Source organism: Ruegeria sp. CDSC045 (assembly GCF_059610725.1).
The window spans coordinates 627667-645473 of sequence record NZ_JBXWOE010000001.1; the positions used below are offsets into that span (position 1 = coordinate 627667).

Sequence of the window (17807 nt, forward strand, 5' to 3'; positions counted from 1 at the left end):
CTGATCACTGGCCGTGCCCAATCCGCTGTGATAGCGCGAACGGGTCAGGAGAGCCCCATGAGTAATCGCATGCCGCGCGGAGAATTTGTCGCTTTGATCGCAATGATGTTTGCGACAATCGCGTTTTCTATCGACTCGATGCTGCCCGCCCTGCCGCAGATCAGCGCGCAACTCAGCCCCGGTGATGCAAACAAGGCGCAGTTGATCCTGACCTCATTTGTGCTGGGCATGGGGATCGGCACCTTTTTCACCGGCCCTCTGTCGGATGCATTCGGGCGCAAACCGGTAATTTACGTCGGCTCTGCGCTGTATATCCTGTCTGCCGCAGTCGCCTGGGCCACCTCCTCGCTTGAGATGCTGTTGATTGCGCGCATCTTTCAAGGCATCGGCAGCGCGGCCCCACGCGTGGTGGCAATGGCCATTATCCGTGACCTTTATTCCGGCCGTGAGATGGCCCGCATCGTCTCGATTGCCATGATGATCTTTACGCTGGTTCCCGCCATCGCGCCCATGATGGGTGCCGGGGTGATCGCTCTGGCCGGGTGGCGTGGCATCTTCGCTTCGTTCATGTTGTTCTCTTTGATCACCATCACGTGGATGGGCCTGCGTCTGAGCGAACCTCTGGCACCCGAAAATCGCCGTCCCCTACGCCTGCCGCTCATGATTGATGCCGCGCGGCAGATGTTTGCACACCCGACTGTGCGGGTTTCGATCATGGTGCAAACGCTTTGCCTTGGGATGCTGTTCACCATGCTGACGATGGTACAACCTGTTTATGACATCATCTACGACAGAGCAGACAGTTTCCCATTCTGGTTTGGCTTCGTTGCTCTGATGGCTGGCTCGGCCAGTTTGTTGAACGCGACTTTGGTCATCCGATTGGGGATGCGCCGGATTGTAACCTGGACTTTGGGCGCACAGATCATCTTTACGTGTTTTGTCATGGTAATGAATGGTCTGGACCTTTCTGATGGCGCCTCATTTGCGCTTTTTGTCAGTTGGCAGACTGCCGTGTTCTTCATGGCCGGTATGACGATGGGCAACCTGAATGCCATCGCGATGGAGCCGATGGGCCATATTGCGGGCATGGCAGCGTCAGTCATAGGCGCGGTGTCAACCGTTCTGGCCGCTGCAGTAGCAGCCCCCTTGGGACAGTTGTTTGACGGATCGATCCTGCCCTTGGCAGTAGGTGTCCTGACTATGTGCACGATGGGGTTCGGCCTGATGCTGTATATGGGCCGGATAGAAGACAGATTGCCCGCCTGATCTGTGCAGAGCGCGTGAAACACGTTATCCTCCCCTTGTTTCGAGGGGAGATTTTCAATGAGCGACTACTACGATCTGGGCACCCATTCCTGTCCGGTAAGCACCTCTTCGCCCGATGCGCAACTGTGGTTCGACCGGGGGCTGGTCTGGACCTATGGCTATAACCACGAAGAGGCCGTCGTCTGTTTTCAGCGCGCGCTAGAGCATGACCCGAACTGCGCCATGGCCCATTGGGGCGTCGCCTATGCGGCGGGGCCGAATTACAACATGCCCTGGGACCTGCACGATGACGCAGGCAGGCAAAAGGCGCTGACGCTGGCCTATGATGCGACGCAGCTGGCCATGTCTCTTGTGGGCGAATGTACGCCGGTTGAACGAGCGTTGATCCGCGCGCTTCCCGCCCGCTATCCCCAGCGCGAAGCCATTGACGACATGCACAACTGGGATAACGATTTTGCCGATGCTATGCGCGCAGCGTTTGCATCGCAGCCCGCTCATCTGGACCTGCGCACGATCTATGTCGAAGCGCTTTTGAACCTCACTCCCTGGCAAATGTGGGATTTGACGACCGGCCAGCCCGCCGAAGGGGCCGCCACGGTCGAGGCGCAAAAAGCGCTGGAGGAGGCGATGGCTGATGATCCAGCAGCGATGTCTCATCCCGGGTTACTGCATCTTTATGTCCACCTGATGGAGATGTCTCCGACCCCGGAAAAAGCGCTGAAAGCGGGGGATGTTCTGCGGACGCTGGTTCCCGATGCGGGCCATTTGGTGCATATGCCCACCCATATCGATGTGCTGTGCGGCCATTACCAGAACGTCGTCCACTGGAACCAAAAAGCCGTTGAGGCCGACCTGAAATATTACGAACGCGAAGGCGCGTTCAACATCTACACCGGCTACCGCCAGCACAATTATCATTTTGTCATATATGGCGCCCTATTTCTGGGACAGATGGAACCGGCTCTGCGGGCCAATCAGGGATTGTGGGACACCACACCCGAAGACATGCTGCGCATAGAAAGCCCGCCTATGGCGGATTTCTTCGAAAGTTACATGTCAATGGGCCCGCATATCCTGATCCGGTTTGGCCGTTGGGAAGAGGCAATGGCGCTTGAGCTGCCCTCGGACCCCGAACTGTACTGCACTCTCACGGCAACCACGCATTATGCCCGGGCCATTGCTTTTGCCGCCACTGGGCAGGTCAGCGAAGCCGAAGCCGAAGAGCAGTTGTTCCTCGCTGCCAAGGCCCGCGTGCCAGAAACGCGATTGCTGCACAATAACCGCGTGATCGACCTGCTGGACATTGCCCGCGAAATGCTGCGTGGCGAAATCGAGTATCGCATGGAAAACTACGATGCGGCCTACGCCCATCTGCGCCGCTCGGTCGAACTGGACGACACCTTGCCCTATGACGAGCCATGGGGATGGATGCAGCCCACTCGACACGCGTTGGGTGCATTGCTGTTCGAACAAGGGCATACCGCCGAAGCCGAGGCCATATACCGCGAGGATTTGGGGTTGGGCGGTACGCTCAGCCGTGCCTCTGTCCATCCTGACAATGTCTGGAGCCTCAAGGGCCTGCATGACTGCCTGAAGGCGCGCGGTGAGACGGTTGAGATCGTGCAGATCAGGCAACGGCTGGATTTGGCTCTGGCTCGTGCGGACCGGGCTGTTGGCGCGTCCTGTTTCTGTGCTCAAGCCGCCATGAGGGCCGCCGAATGAGATACGCCTTTCTGCTCGCTTTGCTCTGCAACCCGGCGCTGGCGGATCGACAATCCTTTCCGCCGGTCAACGAGGCCGAGCGGGATGTCACCCTCGTCTCGTTCCGGGCAAACCTGCTGAACATGGTAGCCGAGCGCGACATCGAAGGCGTGCTGTCTGTTGCCTGCCCGGATATTTACCTTAGCCACGGCGGCAATGGCGGCCCGGACGAGCTGCGCGAGTATCTTACTCCCGGACCGGCAACGTCAGAGCAAGATGATGATGACAGGGAAAAGGTCGTTGAAACCTTTTGGTCCGATCTGGAAAATACCCTGACACAGCCTGGCTATTTCAACGAAGATGGCGAGTTCTGGATGCCCCACCAATGGCAGCTCACCCTACCCGCTTCGCTGGATCCGGCGTTGGCCTATTTTGTGACCGCTCAGGATGTAACTCTGCGCAACGCACCAAATCGAGGCGCGGCGATACTGGACCTCATCAGCTATGAGGTCGTCATCATCCGCGACTTCTCCCCCATCGCGCAGTACCAGAGGGTTCTGCTGACAGACGGCGGCCAGGGCTATATGCACAGCGATTTCCTGTGGCCTATGACTGGTTACCGGGCAGCATTGGCAAAATCCGAAACTGGCGAATGGCAGTTGTGCACCTTTGTCAGCGGTGACTAGGCTTTGGCTCGTTTCTTTTCGGCCACCAGCTTTTCCGCCAGATCACGGGCGATGGCAAAGGCCCCCTTGATCTTGTCGCTGTCCTTCTTCCAATCGCGGCGCACGACGATCTTGTTATCCTTGACCTTGGCCAACCCGCGCTGGTTCTGGAGGAACTCGACCAGCCCCTGAGGCGAGGCAAATTTGTCGTTGTGAAACTGGATAGTCGCGCCTTTGGGCCCGCCATCTAGCTTTGCAATCCCCGCCCGTTTGCACATCGCCTTGATGCGCACGACCAGCATCAGGGTGTTGACCTCTTTCGGCAGCGTGCCAAAGCGGTCGATCAATTCAGCGGCGAAGCCTTCCAATTCCACCTTGGTCGACAGCGACGACAAACGGCGATACAGGCCCAGGCGGACATCCAGATCGGGCACATAATCCTCTGGGATCAGGACCGGGACGCCAAGATTGATCTGCGGCGCCCATTGATCATCTGCATCAGACAGGCCTTCCATCTCACCGGCCTTGATCTTGGCAATCGCCTCTTCCAGCATCGACTGGTAGAGTTCATAGCCCACATCGCGCATTTGGCCCGACTGTTCCTCGCCCAACAGGTTACCCGCCCCTCGAATATCAAGGTCCTGAGACGCCAACGTGAACCCCGCCCCCAGCGTGTCGAGCGAGCCTAGAACGCGCAGGCGTTTTTCGGCCGTGGCAGTCAGACGGGTGCGCGGTTTTGTGGTCAGATAGGCATAGGCGCGGGTCTTCGACCGCCCGACCCTGCCGCGGATCTGATAGAGCTGTGCCAGGCCGAACATATCCGCCCGGTGCACAACCATCGTATTTGCAGTCGGGATATCCAGCCCGCTTTCCACAATCGTGGTGGCCAGCAAGACATCGTATTTGCCGTCGTAGAACGCATTCATCCGATCGTCGAGTTCCCCCGCCGCCATCTGCCCATGCGCCACCATATAAGTCAGCTCTGGCAGTTGCTCTTTCAGGAATTCCTCAATCTCGGGTAGGTCCGAGATGCGCGGGACGACATAGAAACTCTGCCCACCACGGTAATGTTCACGCAGCAGGGCTTCGCGGATCGTGACCGCGTCGAACTCACTGACATAGGTGCGGATCGCCAGCCGGTCGATGGGAGGTGTGCCGATGATCGACAGGTCACGCACGCCGGTCAGGGATAGTTGCAGCGTTCGTGGAATCGGCGTCGCGGTCAGGGTCAGGACGTGGATATCGCTGCGCAGCTGTTTCAGACGCTCCTTGTGGCCAACACCGAAATGCTGTTCCTCGTCGATGATCAGCAGACCCAGATTGTTAAACCGTATCGCTTTTGCCAGCAAGGCATGGGTGCCGATTACAATATCTACCGTGCCGCGCGCCAACCCATCACGGGTCTGTTGCGCCTCTTTGGCCGAGATGAAGCGGGACAGCTGCCGCACCTCAAGCGGGAAGCCCCGGAAGCGATCCTTGAAGCTGGCCGCGTGCTGACGCGCCAACAGCGTTGTCGGTGCGATCACCGCCACTTGCACGCCCGACATTGCGGCAACGAAAGCGGCACGCATTGCGACCTCGGTCTTGCCAAAGCCCACGTCGCCACAAATCAGACGATCCATCGGCGCGCCGGAATGCATGTCTTCCATGACCTCACCGATTGCGCGCAGCTGATCGTCAGTTTCCTGATAGGGAAAGCGCGCACTGAACTCCTCCCACGCGTGCGGAGGCGGGTCCATGATCGGGGCCTTGCGCAAGGCCCGTTCGGCAGCGATGCGGATCAGCTTATCCGCCATCTCGCGGATACGTTCTTTCAGCTTGGCCTTCTTGGCCTGCCACGCGCCGCCACCCAATCGGTCCAGCAGACCCTCATCATGACCGTATCTCGACAGCAGTTCGATATTTTCGACTGGCAAGTACAGTTTGGATTGTTCTGCGTATTCCAGCAGCAGACATTCATGGGCGGCACCGGCCGCCGTCACGACTTCCATCCCCAGATAACGCCCGATGCCATGATCCACATGGACCACCAAATCACCCGGGCTAAGGGATTGGGTTTCGGTCAGGAAATTCTCGGCCTTGCGGCGCTTTTTGGGTTGCCGGATCAGCCGATCGCCCAGCACATCCTGTTCGGCGATCACGGTCAGGTCGGGCGTTTCGAACCCGTGCTCCAGCGCCCAGACGGCCAGATGCAGCCAGCGTTTGCCGATGCGCGTACCGTCGGGCACAGGGATCGCTTCGGCAAGGCCTTCATCCTCGATCAGCCCAGTCAGACGTTCGCGGGCACCCTCGGAGTAAGACGCAATCAGAACCGGCCCCTTTGCCATTTTGTCCGTGATATGGCTGGCCAGTGCTCCGAACAAGCTGATGCTTTCCTGCTGCCGCTCGGGCGCAAAATTCCGTCCAATCCGTCCACCTGCGTCAATCACCCCGGGCCCAAGGGCCTGAGGCAATGCATTGAATTGCAGAACGCGCCTATCGCCGACAGCTTGTTCCCAAGCAGTGTCATCCAGATACAGTAGGCCCGGTGGTGTCGGTTTATACACCGTGTCCATGCGCGACCGGTTCTCAAGCGCGAGCCGCCGCGTTTCGTATTGATCGGCAATGGTTTCCCAACGTGCCAAACGGGCAGGCGTGACCTGATCATCCAGCGAGATTGTGGCACCAGGCAGATAATCAAACAGCGTTTCAAGCTTTTCGTGAAAGAACGGCAACCAATGCTCGATGCCTTGATGCTTTCGGCCTGCGCTGACGGCCTCGTACAGGGGATCATCGGTGCCCGCCGCACCAAACTCGATGCGATAATTCTGCCGAAACCGGGTGATGGCGGCGTCATCTAGAATGACCTCGGACACTGGCGCCAGCTCCACAACAGCCAGCTTTTCGGTCGTACGTTGCGACACCGGATCAAACCGACGTGCTCCATCCAGAACATCCCCGAACAGGTCCAGCCGCACCGGCCCGGATTCGCCGGGCGGGAAAATGTCGATGATACCCCCTCGAACGGCATAATCGCCAGGCTCCATCACGGTCGGGCTTTGGGTGAACCCCATGCGCACAAGGAAATTCCGCAGCGCGGTTTCATCAATGCGGTGATCGACACGGGCGGTAAACGCCGCCTCTCGCAGCACCGCACGGGCGGGCACGCGTTGGGTTGCGGCGTTCAGAGTTGTCAGCAGCACATATTGCTGCGGCATCTGGTGCACAAGTGCGGCAAGGGTGGCCACACGCGCAGCCGAGATATCGGCATTGGGCGATACCCGATCATATGGCAGACAATCCCAACCCGGGAACACAAATACCGGCATGTCAGGCGCAAAAAAGGCAAGCGCCGCGCGCATCGCCTCAAGCCGTTTGTCATCACGCGCAACATGGCACACCGGCCCGCCCGAGCGCGCCAGCTCATTCAGGACAAGCTGCGCGTCAAACCCTTCGGGGGCGCCGCCAACGATTACTTGGTTCGGACCCGACATCGCCAAGCCTTTCTGATTTTACCAACCCGGGACGCCGATGGAAAAATTCTGGTACATGCCCCAAAGCGAAGTGATCAAGATCGAAATCATACCAACTATCTGGGTATAGATCCGGCAGCGCGTAAGAATCTTGGAAATATACTCCAGACTGGGTGTTTCCCGGCGCAGTTTCCGCGCGGCTGATACATTGATCAGCACGACAAGACAAATCGGAAACAGCAACAAAAACACGGCCTGCGCGAATTCGACACCGTAATAGAACCCCAAAGTGGCGAGACCCGTGAACAGAAAACAACTAAACGCTAATATCGCGAGGCCGGATACATCCAATATATAGAGCAATCGGTTTCCGTTAATGCGGACGATATCCATCAAATCCTGTTCCGATTGCCCGCCTACCCGCCGTGCGCGCACAACAAGGTCATACGGCACGCCCATGGCCCAGTGGCTGGCCGATGACCACAACACCGCAAGCCCGATCCAATACCAGAGATTCGAAAAGCTGCGCATGTCGATGAGTTCAAAAATCGAAGAGTATAAGTCCACGCGTCAGCCCTTAATTTCCGTCTTCAGGGACCTTCTTCGCAAAGACGCGTCCATCGTTACCCTTGAGACTACACGGAATTCATGCCACCCAATGCTGGAATTTACAAGGAGAGCGCGTCATGAAACCGACCATTGCCCCCTATCCTCTGGCCCGTTTTCGTCGAACACGCCAATCACAGGCGGTGCGGGCGCTGGTCCGCGAGAATACACTGACCACCGATGATCTGATCTGGCCGGTTTTCGTCCGAGACGGCGAAGGTATTGAAGAGCCTGTCCCCTCGATGCCTGGTGTCACGCGCCGCTCGGTCGATCTGATCGCACAGGCTGCGGTCGAGGCGCAGGCCCTGGGTATCCCGGCAATCTGCATCTTTCCCTACACCGACGCATCCCTAAAGACCGAAGATTGCGCCGAAGCGTGGAACCCCGATAACCTGTCCAACCGAGCCATTCGCGCCATCAAGAAAGCCGCACCCAATATCGCGGTGATGACGGACGTGGCGCTGGACCCATACAATATCAACGGCCACGACGGTTATGTGGTCGATGGTGAGATCATAAACGATCAAACGATCGAGGCGCTGGTAAAGATGACGCTGGCGCAAGCAGATGCGGGCGCCGACATCATCGGACCGTCAGATATGATGGATGGCCGGATCGGTGAAATGCGGCGCGCCTTGGAAGGCGCAGACCATCACAGCGTGATGATCCTCAGCTATGCGGCCAAATATGCGAGTGCGTTCTACGGACCGTTCCGAGATGCAGTGGGCGCCTCGGGCGCGCTGACGGGGGACAAAAAGACCTATCAGATGGACCCCGGAAACTCGGACGAGGCGCTGCGCATGATCGAGCGTGACCTGACCGAAGGCGCAGACATGGTCATGATCAAACCCGGCATGCCCTATTTGGACATCTGCCGCCGGGTCAAGGACACGTTCGGTGCGCCAACCTATGCCTATCAAGTCTCGGGCGAATACGCGATGATACAAGCCGCGGCTCAGAACGGCTGGATCGACGGAGAGAAGGTCATGCTCGAAAGTCTGCTGGCGTTCAAACGCGCGGGATGCGACGGGATCCTGACCTATTTCGCGCCTCAGGCCGCCCGGATCCTGCAGGGCTAATCCCCCGCGTTTCCGCGATTTTTCGCCGACTATCTTTGGTCACCCGGCAGCTTTCCCGTGACACGAGGCGACAATCGGCGTATTCTTGCGGACAAGATCGGGAGCACCCGACAATCAGGCATTTATACAGAGATAAAAAACATGAGCAGTTCCAAACCTACTCGATTAAGCCGTCGTGGCTTTGCTTTTGGCATGGCCGGTCTGTCAGTGACCGCCGCCTGCGGCAATGGCGTCGGCAGTTCCAACGCAGCGACGATTGACGCCCGTGTGGATGCGACATTGAACCAGATGTACGCCACCTACCCCAACACGCTCGAAATCGCGAACAAGGCCAACGGCATGCTGGTCATGCCTCTGATAACCGATGCCGGACTAATCGTCTTTGGCGGTGCCTACGGCACAGGCGCGCTACGCATTCAGGGCGCGACAGTTGATTACTATTCCGCAATTTCGGGAACCGCCGGCCTGCAAATCGGTGCCCAGCAATATGCGCATGTCCTGTTCTTCATGACACAGGATGCGTTGAACGATTTCCGCCGTTCCAGCGGATGGACCGCCGGGGCCGAAGTCGGCTACGTGGTCGATGCGACGGGCGACTCTCTGTCGACCGACACCACCACCCTGCGTTCGCCGGTTCTGGCGGCGGTCTTCGGACAGGCAGGGCTAAAGTTCGGCGCGACGGTCGAAGGCACGAAATACACCCGCATCATTCCCTGATACCGGACTACCCTCCCCCTTCAAGACACCCCGCTTTCGGCATCAGGCCTGAGGCGGGGTTTTTCATTCAAACCGCGGTAAACACGCATGTTCTCATGCAGTTCCTCTTTCGATCCGTCCAGCCATCCTCTAGTGTCTGCACAATCATAGAGTGAACGGAAATGTGACCGCTGATGGGAATTGTCTTTCGCTGGCTAGTGCGTATCGCCTCGGGTCTTGTTCTGCTGACATTGGCGGCTGTGTTGCTGGTGTATTTTCTGGCCAGCCAGTCCCTGCCGGACTACGATCAGACCGTTAAAGTTGATGGCCTGACTGCGCCGGTTGAGGTTGTCAGGGATACAGCGAATGTTCCCCATATTCTGGGCGCATCAGACCCGGATGTCTTCTTTGGGCTTGGCTATGCCCATGCACAGGATCGCCTCTGGCAGATGACCGTTCTGCGCCGGACAGCGCAGGGACGATTGTCCGAAGTCTTTGGCGCTCGCACTGTTCATATCGACAAGCTGTTGCGGCGGTTTGATCTGTACGGGCTTGCACACCGGTCGGTACAAGCCCAGGACGACTATACCAAAGAGGCCCTGCGCGCTTATGCTGCCGGGGTGAATGCACGACTGGCCGAGATTAACGAAAACGCATTGGGCCGTGGTGCGCCAGAGATGTTTTTGTTCAACGCGCCTGTATCGCCCTGGCAACCGGGCGACAGCCTGGCGGTCATCAAACTCATGAGCCTGCAACTTTCTGGCCATCTTGAGGATGAAGTGCTGCGCGCGCGCACATCGCTTATGCTGGATGACCAGGCCCGACTGGCGGATATTCTGCCTGATGTTCCCGGGCCGGGAATCGCCGCTCTGCCCGAATACGCCGCCCTGTTTCCCAACCTGCCCAGATATGCGGCCGGATCGTCGATGCCGGACATGCCCATCTCGCCCTTTCCAAAGCGCGGATTGGCCGGAGCATCGAACGCATGGTCTGCCGCGCCCACAAGATCTGCCAGCGGAGGGACGCTTCTGGCCAATGACCCGCATTTGGGTTTCACAGCGCCGGGCATCTGGTATCTGGCCCGTCTGGAACTGGCCAAGGGCGGCGTGATCGGTGCCACGATCCCCGGCATCCCGGCGGTGATGACTGGACGCAGTGATCGACTGGGCTGGGGTTTGACCTCATCCTATCTGGATGATCAGGACATCCATATCGAGCAGTTGAACCCAGAAAACCCCGAGGAATACCTGACCCCCGAAGGATACAAGACCTTTCGCAGCCGCCCTTCGATCATCGAGATCAAAGACGAAGCCCCCATCACCCTGACCCTGCGCTGGACCGAGAACGGACCCGTTCTGCCGGGTACCCATTACGATCTTGGGACGATCACGCCGCCGGGTCATGTCGCCTCGCTGTCCTGGACAGCCCTGAGCGCACAGGACACATCCATGTCAGCCTCAATGGCGCTGATGAATGCGGACACTGTCCGACAAGCCATCACCGCAGCCGAGCTGTTCATGGCGCCATCTCAGAACCTGTCACTGGTCGACAAGGACACCATCGGGATGAAGCTGATCGGTGCAATGCCGCGCCGTGCCGCACAGAACCAAAGCCGCGGACGTATTCCGACGCCTGGCTGGCTGGCCGAAAACCGGTGGCAAGGCCGCCTGCCCTATGCTGACAACCCCGAATTCGTCGCACCTGCGGGCGGCATTCTGGGCAACACAAACAACAAGATCATCGACCGGCCATTTCCCGAACATGTCTCATATGAATGGGGGGATACGCAGCGCATCCATCGCTGGGAACGGCTAATGCAATCGCGCGAGGTACACACGCGCGACAGCTTTATCGAGGCACAGCTGGACACCGTCAGCTTTACCGCGCGCTCTCTACTTCCGCTGATCGGGGCTGATCTGTGGTACACCGGCGCCTCTGCCCCCGAAGGCACCCAGGAACGCCAGCGCCAGATCGCGCTGAACCTTTTGGCCGAGTGGAATGGCGAGATGAATGAACACCTGCCAGAACCCCTGATCTATGCTGCTTGGGTTCGGGCGCTGCAAATCCGGCTGATCGCAGATGAGCTTGGCCCCCTGGCGGCTGAATACAAACATGTCGAACCACTGTTCATCGAACGTGTCTATCGCGACATCGACGGAGCTTCGGCTTGGTGTAATGTGCGTCAGAGCGCGCCGACAGAGACCTGCACCGATATGGCGCGCATGGCACTGGACGATGCGCTGATCTGGATTTCCGAAAAATACGGAGGATCACTGGAATCCCTGCGCTGGGGTGACGCGCATCAGGCGACGCATGACCACCCGGTTCTGGGATCGGTTCCGGTGCTGCGATTCTTTGTGAATATCCGACAGTCCACCAGTGGTGGCGACAACACCCTGCTGCGTGGCAGAACATCGGGCGAAGGCCCTGATCCGTTTCAGAACGTGCACGGTGCAGGCTATCGTGGCGTATATGATTTTGCGGATCCCGACAGCTCGGTGTTTATCACGGCTACGGGCCAGTCGGGTCACTTCCTTTCACGCTACTATGACGATCAGGCCCAGCTTTGGCGTCGGGGTGAATACATCCCGATGTCCCTGGACCTTGACCTGGCACATGCAGCCGCTGTCGGAGTGACCACCCTTATCCCCCGCTAAGTTCCGTGCTTCGGCAAGACCTCGCCCGTTTATTTTCCATCGCGTGGACGCTGAATGGCGTTTGGCATACGATCCAAAGGCCTAGGATTTGTGTGCGGGGGACCAAATGGCCAGTATCCGGGATAAGCTGAACAATCTCGCGCGGGATTATGCGATCGCCTGGAGCTCGGGCGACCCCGAGGCTGTCGCCGGTTTCTATGCGCCCGACGGACAGATCACGATCAACCGTGGAGAACCGATCATAGGCCGCGCCGCGGTGGCGGAAATGGCGCGCGGGTTTTACACTGATTTCCCCGATCTTGAGGTCCGCTGCGACATGTTTCGCTGGGCGGGAAGCCACGCAATATTTGTCTGGACACTTGAAGGGCACCATTCCAAAACCGGCAATCACGTCGTGACGCGGGGCTGGGAAGAATGGGAAATGACCGACACCAACCAGGTCCAGAACTCTTTGGGTTGGTTCGATGCCGAGGATTTTCAGCGCCAGATTGACGGCTGATCACGGACCACTTTGTTCGATGGGTATAGGAAAGTTCTTCCCCAGTCAGGGTTCAAAGCGCTGCGTATTGCGAAGCTTGTTTCTCTGTCCACAGCACGTCGATCACAAAGCCATCTTCGGTCTGCTTTTCGGACTGCACGACCTCCTGGCGGAACAACCACGCGCGCTTGTTGCCTTCGGCAAATCCCAGTTCCAGCGTTACCTCAGAACGTACGCCCTGCAGCGTGACGGCAATTTCCGCCAAAAGCGGGGCGATCCCTTCGCCGGTGACGGCTGAAATCGCGAAAATCCCCTGATCCCGCTCTGCCCGCGCCATCGCGGCTTCGCGCTCATCCGGGGACAGCAGGTCGATCTTGTTCCAGACCTCAATCCTGGGCCGCGTATCGTCAATACCCAGTGAAGTCAGGATAGTTTCGACATCCTTCGCCTGCGCCTCAGATTCATCGTGGCTGATATCGCGCACATGAACCACGATATCAGCGCCCAGAACTTCTTCCAGCGTCGCACGGAAGGAGGCGACCAACTCGGTGGGCAAGTTCGAAATGAACCCCACCGTGTCCGACAGGATCACTTCGGGACCGTCAGGCAGTTCGACCCGACGCATGGTAGGGTCAAGCGTGGCGAACAACATGTCCTTGGCCATAACATCAGCCCCGGTCAGGCGGTTGAACAGGGTTGATTTGCCCGCGTTGGTATAGCCTACCAACGCCACAATCGGATATGGCACCTTGGCCCGCGCCGCGCGATGCAGCGTGCGGGTCTTGACCACCTTCTGCAACTGACGCCGCAGCCGCACCAGTTGTTCATCAATGGCCCGGCGGTCCGCTTCGATCTGGGTCTCACCCGGGCCACCCACAAAGCCCAATCCGCCCCGCTGCCGTTCCAAGTGGGTCCAGGCACGCACCAGCCGGGTCCGCTGGTAACTCAGCGCGGCCATTTCCACCTGCAAAACGCCCTCACGGGTGCGCGCACGGTCGCTGAAGATTTCGAGGATCAGCCCGGTCCGGTCGAGGATCTTGACCTTCCACGCCTTTTCAAGATTGCGTTGCTGAACGGGCGTAACCGATCCGTCGATCAAAACCAGCTCGACTTCGTTCTCGTGCAACCGTTCGGCCAGTTCCTCGATCTTGCCGCTACCGAACAGAAAACCGGCCTGCGCTCGAGGTAAGCGCACAACTTCGGATCCGATCACATCAAGGTCGGGCAATGCAGCGGCCAGCGCCACCGCTTCTGCCAGCGCCGGTCCTGGAACGCGGCGCTGTTCATCTGATTTGATTTCCGGATGCAGCACCCACGCTCGGGTGCGCACCCTTTCATGTTCCATCAAGAGGCGTCTTCGCCCTCATACAGGCTGATCGGCTGCGATGGCATGATGGTCGAAATCGCGTGTTTGTAGACCAGCTGCGACTGTCCGTCGCGGCGCAACAATACGCAGAAGTTGTCGAACCAGGTGATCACACCCTGCAATTTCACACCGTTGATCAGGAAAATTGTGACCGGGACTTTTGCTTTCCGTACATTATTCAGGAACGCGTCCTGCAGATTCTGTCTGTCCGAAGCCATATTCTTATAATCTCGCCATTGTTCTTGCTACGCGCTGCGGACCAACGCGCTCCCTCCGGCGGAGTATGGAGTGTCGTTAACCGATATTCCAGATGAAAAATCAGTCACTAGCATGGTTATTGTTTCTTAACCCCTCAATAGAGCGGGTGTGATCAAGGCAATAATCGCCAGCGTTTCCAATCTGCCGATCACCATAGCGGCACACATGGTCAGCTTGGCACCGCCCGAAAGGTCGATCAATCGGATAGGAACATCGGTTGCCAATTCGATCAACGGCCCTGTCGTGCTCAGCGCGGCAACGCTAAGCACCATAGCGTGTTCGAACCCCGTACCCATGGCAGCAAGCAACACATTGAACACAGCAGCTGTCAGGGCAAACATCATGAAAAATATCCAAGCTATAAAGGCCCCATCGCTTTGGATGCGGCGGTTTCCACCACCTACTCCGCTGACCGAAGACGGATAAATCAAACGGTCAATTTCGCGCGCGCCGTTAAGGTACAGAGCAAAAACCCGCAACAGCTTTACCCCGCCCGCCGTTGTTGCAACTCCACCGCCGATCAGCGCAAGCCCCATCAGGATCAATCCCGGGGTGCCCAGACCGGAAATTTGCTGGGCATCATCCCAGTTCGCACTTTCGAACCCCGCGGTTGTCAGAAATGACAAGACCGTAAAAATCATGCCCCAAATTACGCTCAACGCCTGAAGAGGTTCCATCTGGCCGCCAATTTCGCTGACGCCGGCAAGAACCCTGAAGAAAAGCAGCGCCGCTACGCCTGCAACGATCATGAGCCCGATCCGGAACTCGGGGTCCTTATCCAGCCGCGAATATCCTGAGGTAGCTGTGTCCGAGGAAAAGGTAAGCCGCGACAAAGCGAAGAACAGGAACAGAAACAGGATGGCCTCACCGGTTACGCCGGCCTGCGCTCCCTCAAGCCCACCAACCGGTGAGATACCCGATGTGGCCATGGTCGACATCGCATGACAGATGGCGGTCAGGCCCTGCTCTCCTGCGATCACGAGCAACAGCCAAATTACAGCGGTCAGCCCGACATAAACCGGCGTCAAAGTCAGCGTGACGCGGATAAGACGCCCGCGCGGGTCTACCATCTCGCTTTGCGCCACGCCTGAAACCGGGCGACCGGGTTGACCGCGGGCCGTCACCTCGAACCCGCCCAGCGACAACGGCGCGAGGATCGCGGCTGCTGAAATCCACATCAAAAGCCCGCCCATCCATCCGACCTGAGCCCGCCAAAGGTGTAACGGTGCCGACAACCGGTCTGGATCAGGAAACAAATCAGCCCCGGTAGTGGTCAATGCGCTGACCATGTCGAAATAGGCGTTCAGAAAGCTCGTATTACCCAACGCATCATGCAGAGGGATCGCAAGAAACAAGGGCAATACGGTGAAACAGCCTAACAAGACCGCCAACTGGCCCAATGTCCCTCGGCGCGGCATTCTGTTGGATGTTGCCAGCGAGATTATCCCGACCACGAACAACCCCAGCAACCCGGAATAGAAGAACGACCGGGACGTTTCGTGATCATCCAGCACCAGCGCAAATATGGCAGGCATCCACATAGCGGCGGCAAAAATACCCCAGAGCAGAAGAAACAGCGGCAATCGCCGAATGAGGCTAACCTGTTTTTTCCGTGCATGCGCCATCAGAAGAAATCGATCGAGACCTGCATCAGCCGTTCCACCTCAGGCACGTCTTTGGCTAAGGCAAAAATCGCCACCACATCCTTTTCTTCGATCCTCAGGCTGCCTGTGGGACGCAACATCTCATCGCCTTTGCGTACGGCACCAACCAGCACACCTTCGGGGAAATCAATGTCGCGCAGCTTCTGCCCGGCCATAGGAGAGGTTGAAAGTACTTCGGCCTCGATCACTTCGGCCTCTGCATCTCCGATGGAGTAGACCTGCCGCACGCGTCCGTGCCGAATATGGCGCAGAATCGAACTGACGGTGGTGGCGCGGGGGTTGATATAGGCGTCGATACCCAGCGGCCCCATCAGGGCAACCATGCTGGGATCATTGATCAGTGCAATCGCCAGAGCACAGCCTTCGGCTTTGGCACGCACGGCAACCAACATATTTACACGGTCATCATCCGTGACGGCCAACATTGCATCCGCGCGTTCGATGCCAGCTTCGCGCAGCAGCGCCGCGTCCAGACCATCACCGTGAAGGACAATCGTTCGCTCAAGCGCTTCGGCTGCCACTTCCGCACAGTGGCGGTCTCGTTCAATTATCTTAGCACGCACGCGGCTTTCACGTTCTTCCAATGTCCGAGCAACTTCAAGACCGACATTACCGCCGCCGACAATCACCACCCGGTCCTGCCGTTTTTGCGCCTTGCCGAAAACCTCCATCGTACGGTCCACGTCTTTGACATTGCTAAAGACATAGCATTCGTCACCGACAAACAGCTGGTCCTCGGATTCCGGGGCAAACAGCGTACCCTCGCGCCGGACACCCACCACGATAGAGCTGAGCGTCGAAAACAGATCAGTCAGTTGCCGCAATGGCGTGTTCACGATCGGGCAATCCTCGGCGATGCGAATGCCAAGCAACTGCGCTTTGCCGTCCATGAACATCTCGGTGTCAAATGCGGATGGGGCAGACAACCGGCGCATCGCCGCTGCGGCAACCTCGCGCTCGGGGCTGATCACCACATCAATCGGCAGGTGATCGCGGCGATACAGATCCGAATGAATCGCCTCGAGATAGGATTTCGACCGAAGCCGGGCGATTTTGCGCTGAATGGAGAAAACCGAATGTGCCATCTGACAGGTGACCATGTTCACCTCGTCCGAATGGGTGGCAGCAATAATCATATCCGCATCGCGCGCGCCCGCTCGGTTCAGAACATCCGGATAGCTTGCAAATCCCGCAATCCCCTGAACATCCAAGGTTTCGGTCGCCCGTCGCACCAGATCAGGATTGTTGTCAACCACAGTAACGTCGTTCAACTCGCCTGAAAGATGCCGTGCAATCTGCCAGCCAACCTGACCCGCACCGCAAATGATGACCTTCATGCTATTGGCCCTTCTGCCTGAAATCTTTGAATGACAGATGCCCCCCAGACGGTCAATTAGTTTGTAACACAAGCAAAGCTGAGGCAAGGTAAGCGTATGAAAACAATAGCTCTCACGATTTCTTTGACTCTGTTGCTAACTGCGTGTGGGCCGCTTTCCCTGTATTATCAAGAGGGCGAGACAGTTTCGCAAATGCAGTCTGAAACGACTGGATGTCAGGTTCAGTCCCTCAAAGACGCCCCCGTGGCCAATCAGGTGCGACAAGGGGCACCAACCTATTGGCCAGGTCGCACCTACTGCGATGGTCGGGGAAGGTGTCATCGCACCGGAGGCTGGTGGCAGCCCGGTCAGATCTATACGGTCGATGTGAACAAAGGGCTGCGCAACAAGCTGGAAGCACAATGCATGGCGCAGAAAGGCTATCGCCCGGTCAGCCTTCCGCCTTGCAAGCAGGGCGTAAAGTCGCGTGTTGCTGCGGTCCCAACAACACAGCTGCCACCGCTCAGCACAGATTCATGTTTCGTCAAATTCGACAACGGAACGTTTCAGATCATTACCCCAGGTCAGGCAGGGTAAAGGCCG

14 protein-coding genes are annotated in these 17807 nt (G+C 58.1%); 8 read left to right on the forward strand and 6 right to left on the reverse strand.

Features of this window, described 5'->3' with window-relative positions; translation table 11 throughout:
* Nucleotides 1–57 precede the first annotated feature (57 nt).
* The 3 genes from AC2FH6_RS03135 to AC2FH6_RS03145 are packed head-to-tail and all read left to right on the forward strand — an operon-like array spanning nt 58 to nt 3653.
* Complete coding sequence (locus AC2FH6_RS03135; protein WP_496701140.1) at nt 58–1266, forward strand: multidrug effflux MFS transporter; 1209 nt, start codon at nt 58–60, stop codon at nt 1264–1266.
* Between the two features lie 57 nt (nt 1267–1323).
* Nucleotides 1324–2988, forward strand: coding sequence for a hypothetical protein (locus AC2FH6_RS03140; protein ID WP_282021926.1), 1665 nt, complete (start codon nt 1324–1326; stop codon nt 2986–2988).
* A complete protein-coding gene (locus AC2FH6_RS03145; protein ID WP_281972017.1) occupies nt 2985–3653 on the forward strand; it encodes an SH3 domain-containing protein in 669 nt (222 codons plus the stop codon). The genes AC2FH6_RS03140 and AC2FH6_RS03145 overlap by 4 nt, the downstream gene beginning before the upstream one ends.
* On the opposite strand, the gene mfd is transcribed toward AC2FH6_RS03145, so the two are convergent.
* Both mfd and AC2FH6_RS03155 read right to left on the reverse strand, forming a co-directional pair.
* Entirely contained in the window at nt 3650–7105 is a 3456-nt protein-coding gene (gene mfd / locus AC2FH6_RS03150) for a transcription-repair coupling factor (RefSeq protein WP_496701142.1), read from the reverse strand. The two genes, AC2FH6_RS03145 and mfd, sit on opposite strands and share 4 nt — an antisense overlap.
* An 18-nt stretch (nt 7106–7123) precedes the next feature.
* Entirely contained in the window at nt 7124–7651 is a 528-nt protein-coding gene (locus tag AC2FH6_RS03155) for a component of SufBCD complex (protein ID WP_142633539.1), read from the reverse strand.
* A gap of 119 nt (nt 7652–7770) precedes the next feature.
* Between AC2FH6_RS03155 and hemB the strand changes: the two genes are divergently transcribed.
* The 4 genes from hemB (at nt 7771) to AC2FH6_RS03175 (ending at nt 12621) form a co-directional block, all read left to right on the forward strand.
* Entirely contained in the window at nt 7771–8769 is a 999-nt protein-coding gene (hemB, locus tag AC2FH6_RS03160) for a porphobilinogen synthase (protein ID WP_496701143.1), read from the forward strand.
* Nucleotides 8770–8910: 141 nt separating this feature from the next.
* A complete protein-coding gene (locus tag AC2FH6_RS03165) occupies nt 8911–9486 on the forward strand; it encodes a lipid-binding SYLF domain-containing protein (RefSeq protein WP_142633534.1) in 576 nt (191 codons plus the stop codon).
* A gap of 173 nt (nt 9487–9659) precedes the next feature.
* Nucleotides 9660–12122 (forward strand): penicillin acylase family protein, encoded by a 2463-nt coding sequence (locus AC2FH6_RS03170; RefSeq protein ID WP_496701145.1) that lies wholly within the window; start codon nt 9660–9662, stop codon nt 12120–12122.
* A gap of 106 nt (nt 12123–12228) precedes the next feature.
* Nucleotides 12229–12621 (forward strand): SgcJ/EcaC family oxidoreductase, encoded by a 393-nt coding sequence (locus tag AC2FH6_RS03175; protein WP_496701147.1) that lies wholly within the window; start codon nt 12229–12231, stop codon nt 12619–12621.
* 52 nt (nt 12622–12673) lie between these two features.
* On the opposite strand, the gene hflX is transcribed toward AC2FH6_RS03175, so the two are convergent.
* The 4 genes from hflX to trkA all read right to left on the reverse strand — a co-directional run bounded on the left by hflX (nt 12674) and on the right by trkA (nt 17225).
* Nucleotides 12674–13945, reverse strand: a complete 1272-nt coding sequence (gene hflX, locus AC2FH6_RS03180; RefSeq protein ID WP_496691157.1) for a GTPase HflX — start codon at nt 13943–13945, stop codon at nt 12674–12676.
* Complete coding sequence (gene hfq / locus AC2FH6_RS03185) at nt 13945–14184, reverse strand: RNA chaperone Hfq (RefSeq protein ID WP_010440340.1); 240 nt, start codon at nt 14182–14184, stop codon at nt 13945–13947. The genes hflX and hfq overlap by 1 nt, the downstream gene beginning before the upstream one ends.
* Nucleotides 14185–14310: 126 nt before the next feature.
* The gene (locus tag AC2FH6_RS03190; protein ID WP_142633526.1) at nt 14311–15849 is read right to left on the reverse strand and encodes a TrkH family potassium uptake protein; all 1539 of its coding nucleotides are present in this window, start codon (nt 15847–15849) and stop codon (nt 14311–14313) included.
* Nucleotides 15849–17225: a Trk system potassium transporter TrkA gene (gene trkA, locus AC2FH6_RS03195; RefSeq protein ID WP_496695617.1), complete on the reverse strand. Its 1377-nt coding sequence runs from the start codon at nt 17223–17225 to the stop codon at nt 15849–15851. Before trkA ends, AC2FH6_RS03190 begins: the two co-directional genes overlap by 1 nt.
* A gap of 192 nt (nt 17226–17417) precedes the next feature.
* On the opposite strand from trkA, the gene AC2FH6_RS03200 reads away from it, so the two are divergent.
* Nucleotides 17418–17801 (forward strand): hypothetical protein, encoded by a 384-nt coding sequence (locus AC2FH6_RS03200; RefSeq protein ID WP_282027378.1) that lies wholly within the window; start codon nt 17418–17420, stop codon nt 17799–17801.
* The last annotated feature ends 6 nt before the right edge of the window (nt 17802–17807 follow it).

Bases quoted from the DNA above. Each gene is read 5' to 3' on its own strand.
- AC2FH6_RS03175 (WP_496701147.1), top strand. From the start codon at position 12,229: ATGGCCAGTATCCGGGATAAGCTGAACAATCTCGCGCGGGATTATGCG.
- AC2FH6_RS03170 (WP_496701145.1), top strand. From the start codon at position 9,660: ATGGGAATTGTCTTTCGCTGGCTAGTGCGTATCGCCTCGGGTCTTGTT.
- AC2FH6_RS03140 (WP_282021926.1), top strand. From the start codon at position 1,324: ATGAGCGACTACTACGATCTGGGCACCCATTCCTGTCCGGTAAGCACC.
- AC2FH6_RS03135 (WP_496701140.1), top strand. From the start codon at position 58: ATGAGTAATCGCATGCCGCGCGGAGAATTTGTCGCTTTGATCGCAATG.
- hfq (WP_010440340.1), bottom strand. From the start codon at position 14,184: ATGGCTTCGGACAGACAGAATCTGCAGGACGCGTTCCTGAATAATGTA.
- trkA (WP_496695617.1), bottom strand. From the start codon at position 17,225: ATGAAGGTCATCATTTGCGGTGCGGGTCAGGTTGGCTGGCAGATTGCA.
- AC2FH6_RS03145 (WP_281972017.1), top strand. From the start codon at position 2,985: ATGAGATACGCCTTTCTGCTCGCTTTGCTCTGCAACCCGGCGCTGGCG.
- hflX (WP_496691157.1), bottom strand. From the start codon at position 13,945: ATGGAACATGAAAGGGTGCGCACCCGAGCGTGGGTGCTGCATCCGGAA.
- AC2FH6_RS03165 (WP_142633534.1), top strand. From the start codon at position 8,911: ATGAGCAGTTCCAAACCTACTCGATTAAGCCGTCGTGGCTTTGCTTTT.
- AC2FH6_RS03200 (WP_282027378.1), top strand. From the start codon at position 17,418: ATGCAGTCTGAAACGACTGGATGTCAGGTTCAGTCCCTCAAAGACGCC.
- AC2FH6_RS03190 (WP_142633526.1), bottom strand. From the start codon at position 15,849: ATGGCGCATGCACGGAAAAAACAGGTTAGCCTCATTCGGCGATTGCCG.
- mfd (WP_496701142.1), bottom strand. From the start codon at position 7,105: ATGTCGGGTCCGAACCAAGTAATCGTTGGCGGCGCCCCCGAAGGGTTT.
- hemB (WP_496701143.1), top strand. From the start codon at position 7,771: ATGAAACCGACCATTGCCCCCTATCCTCTGGCCCGTTTTCGTCGAACA.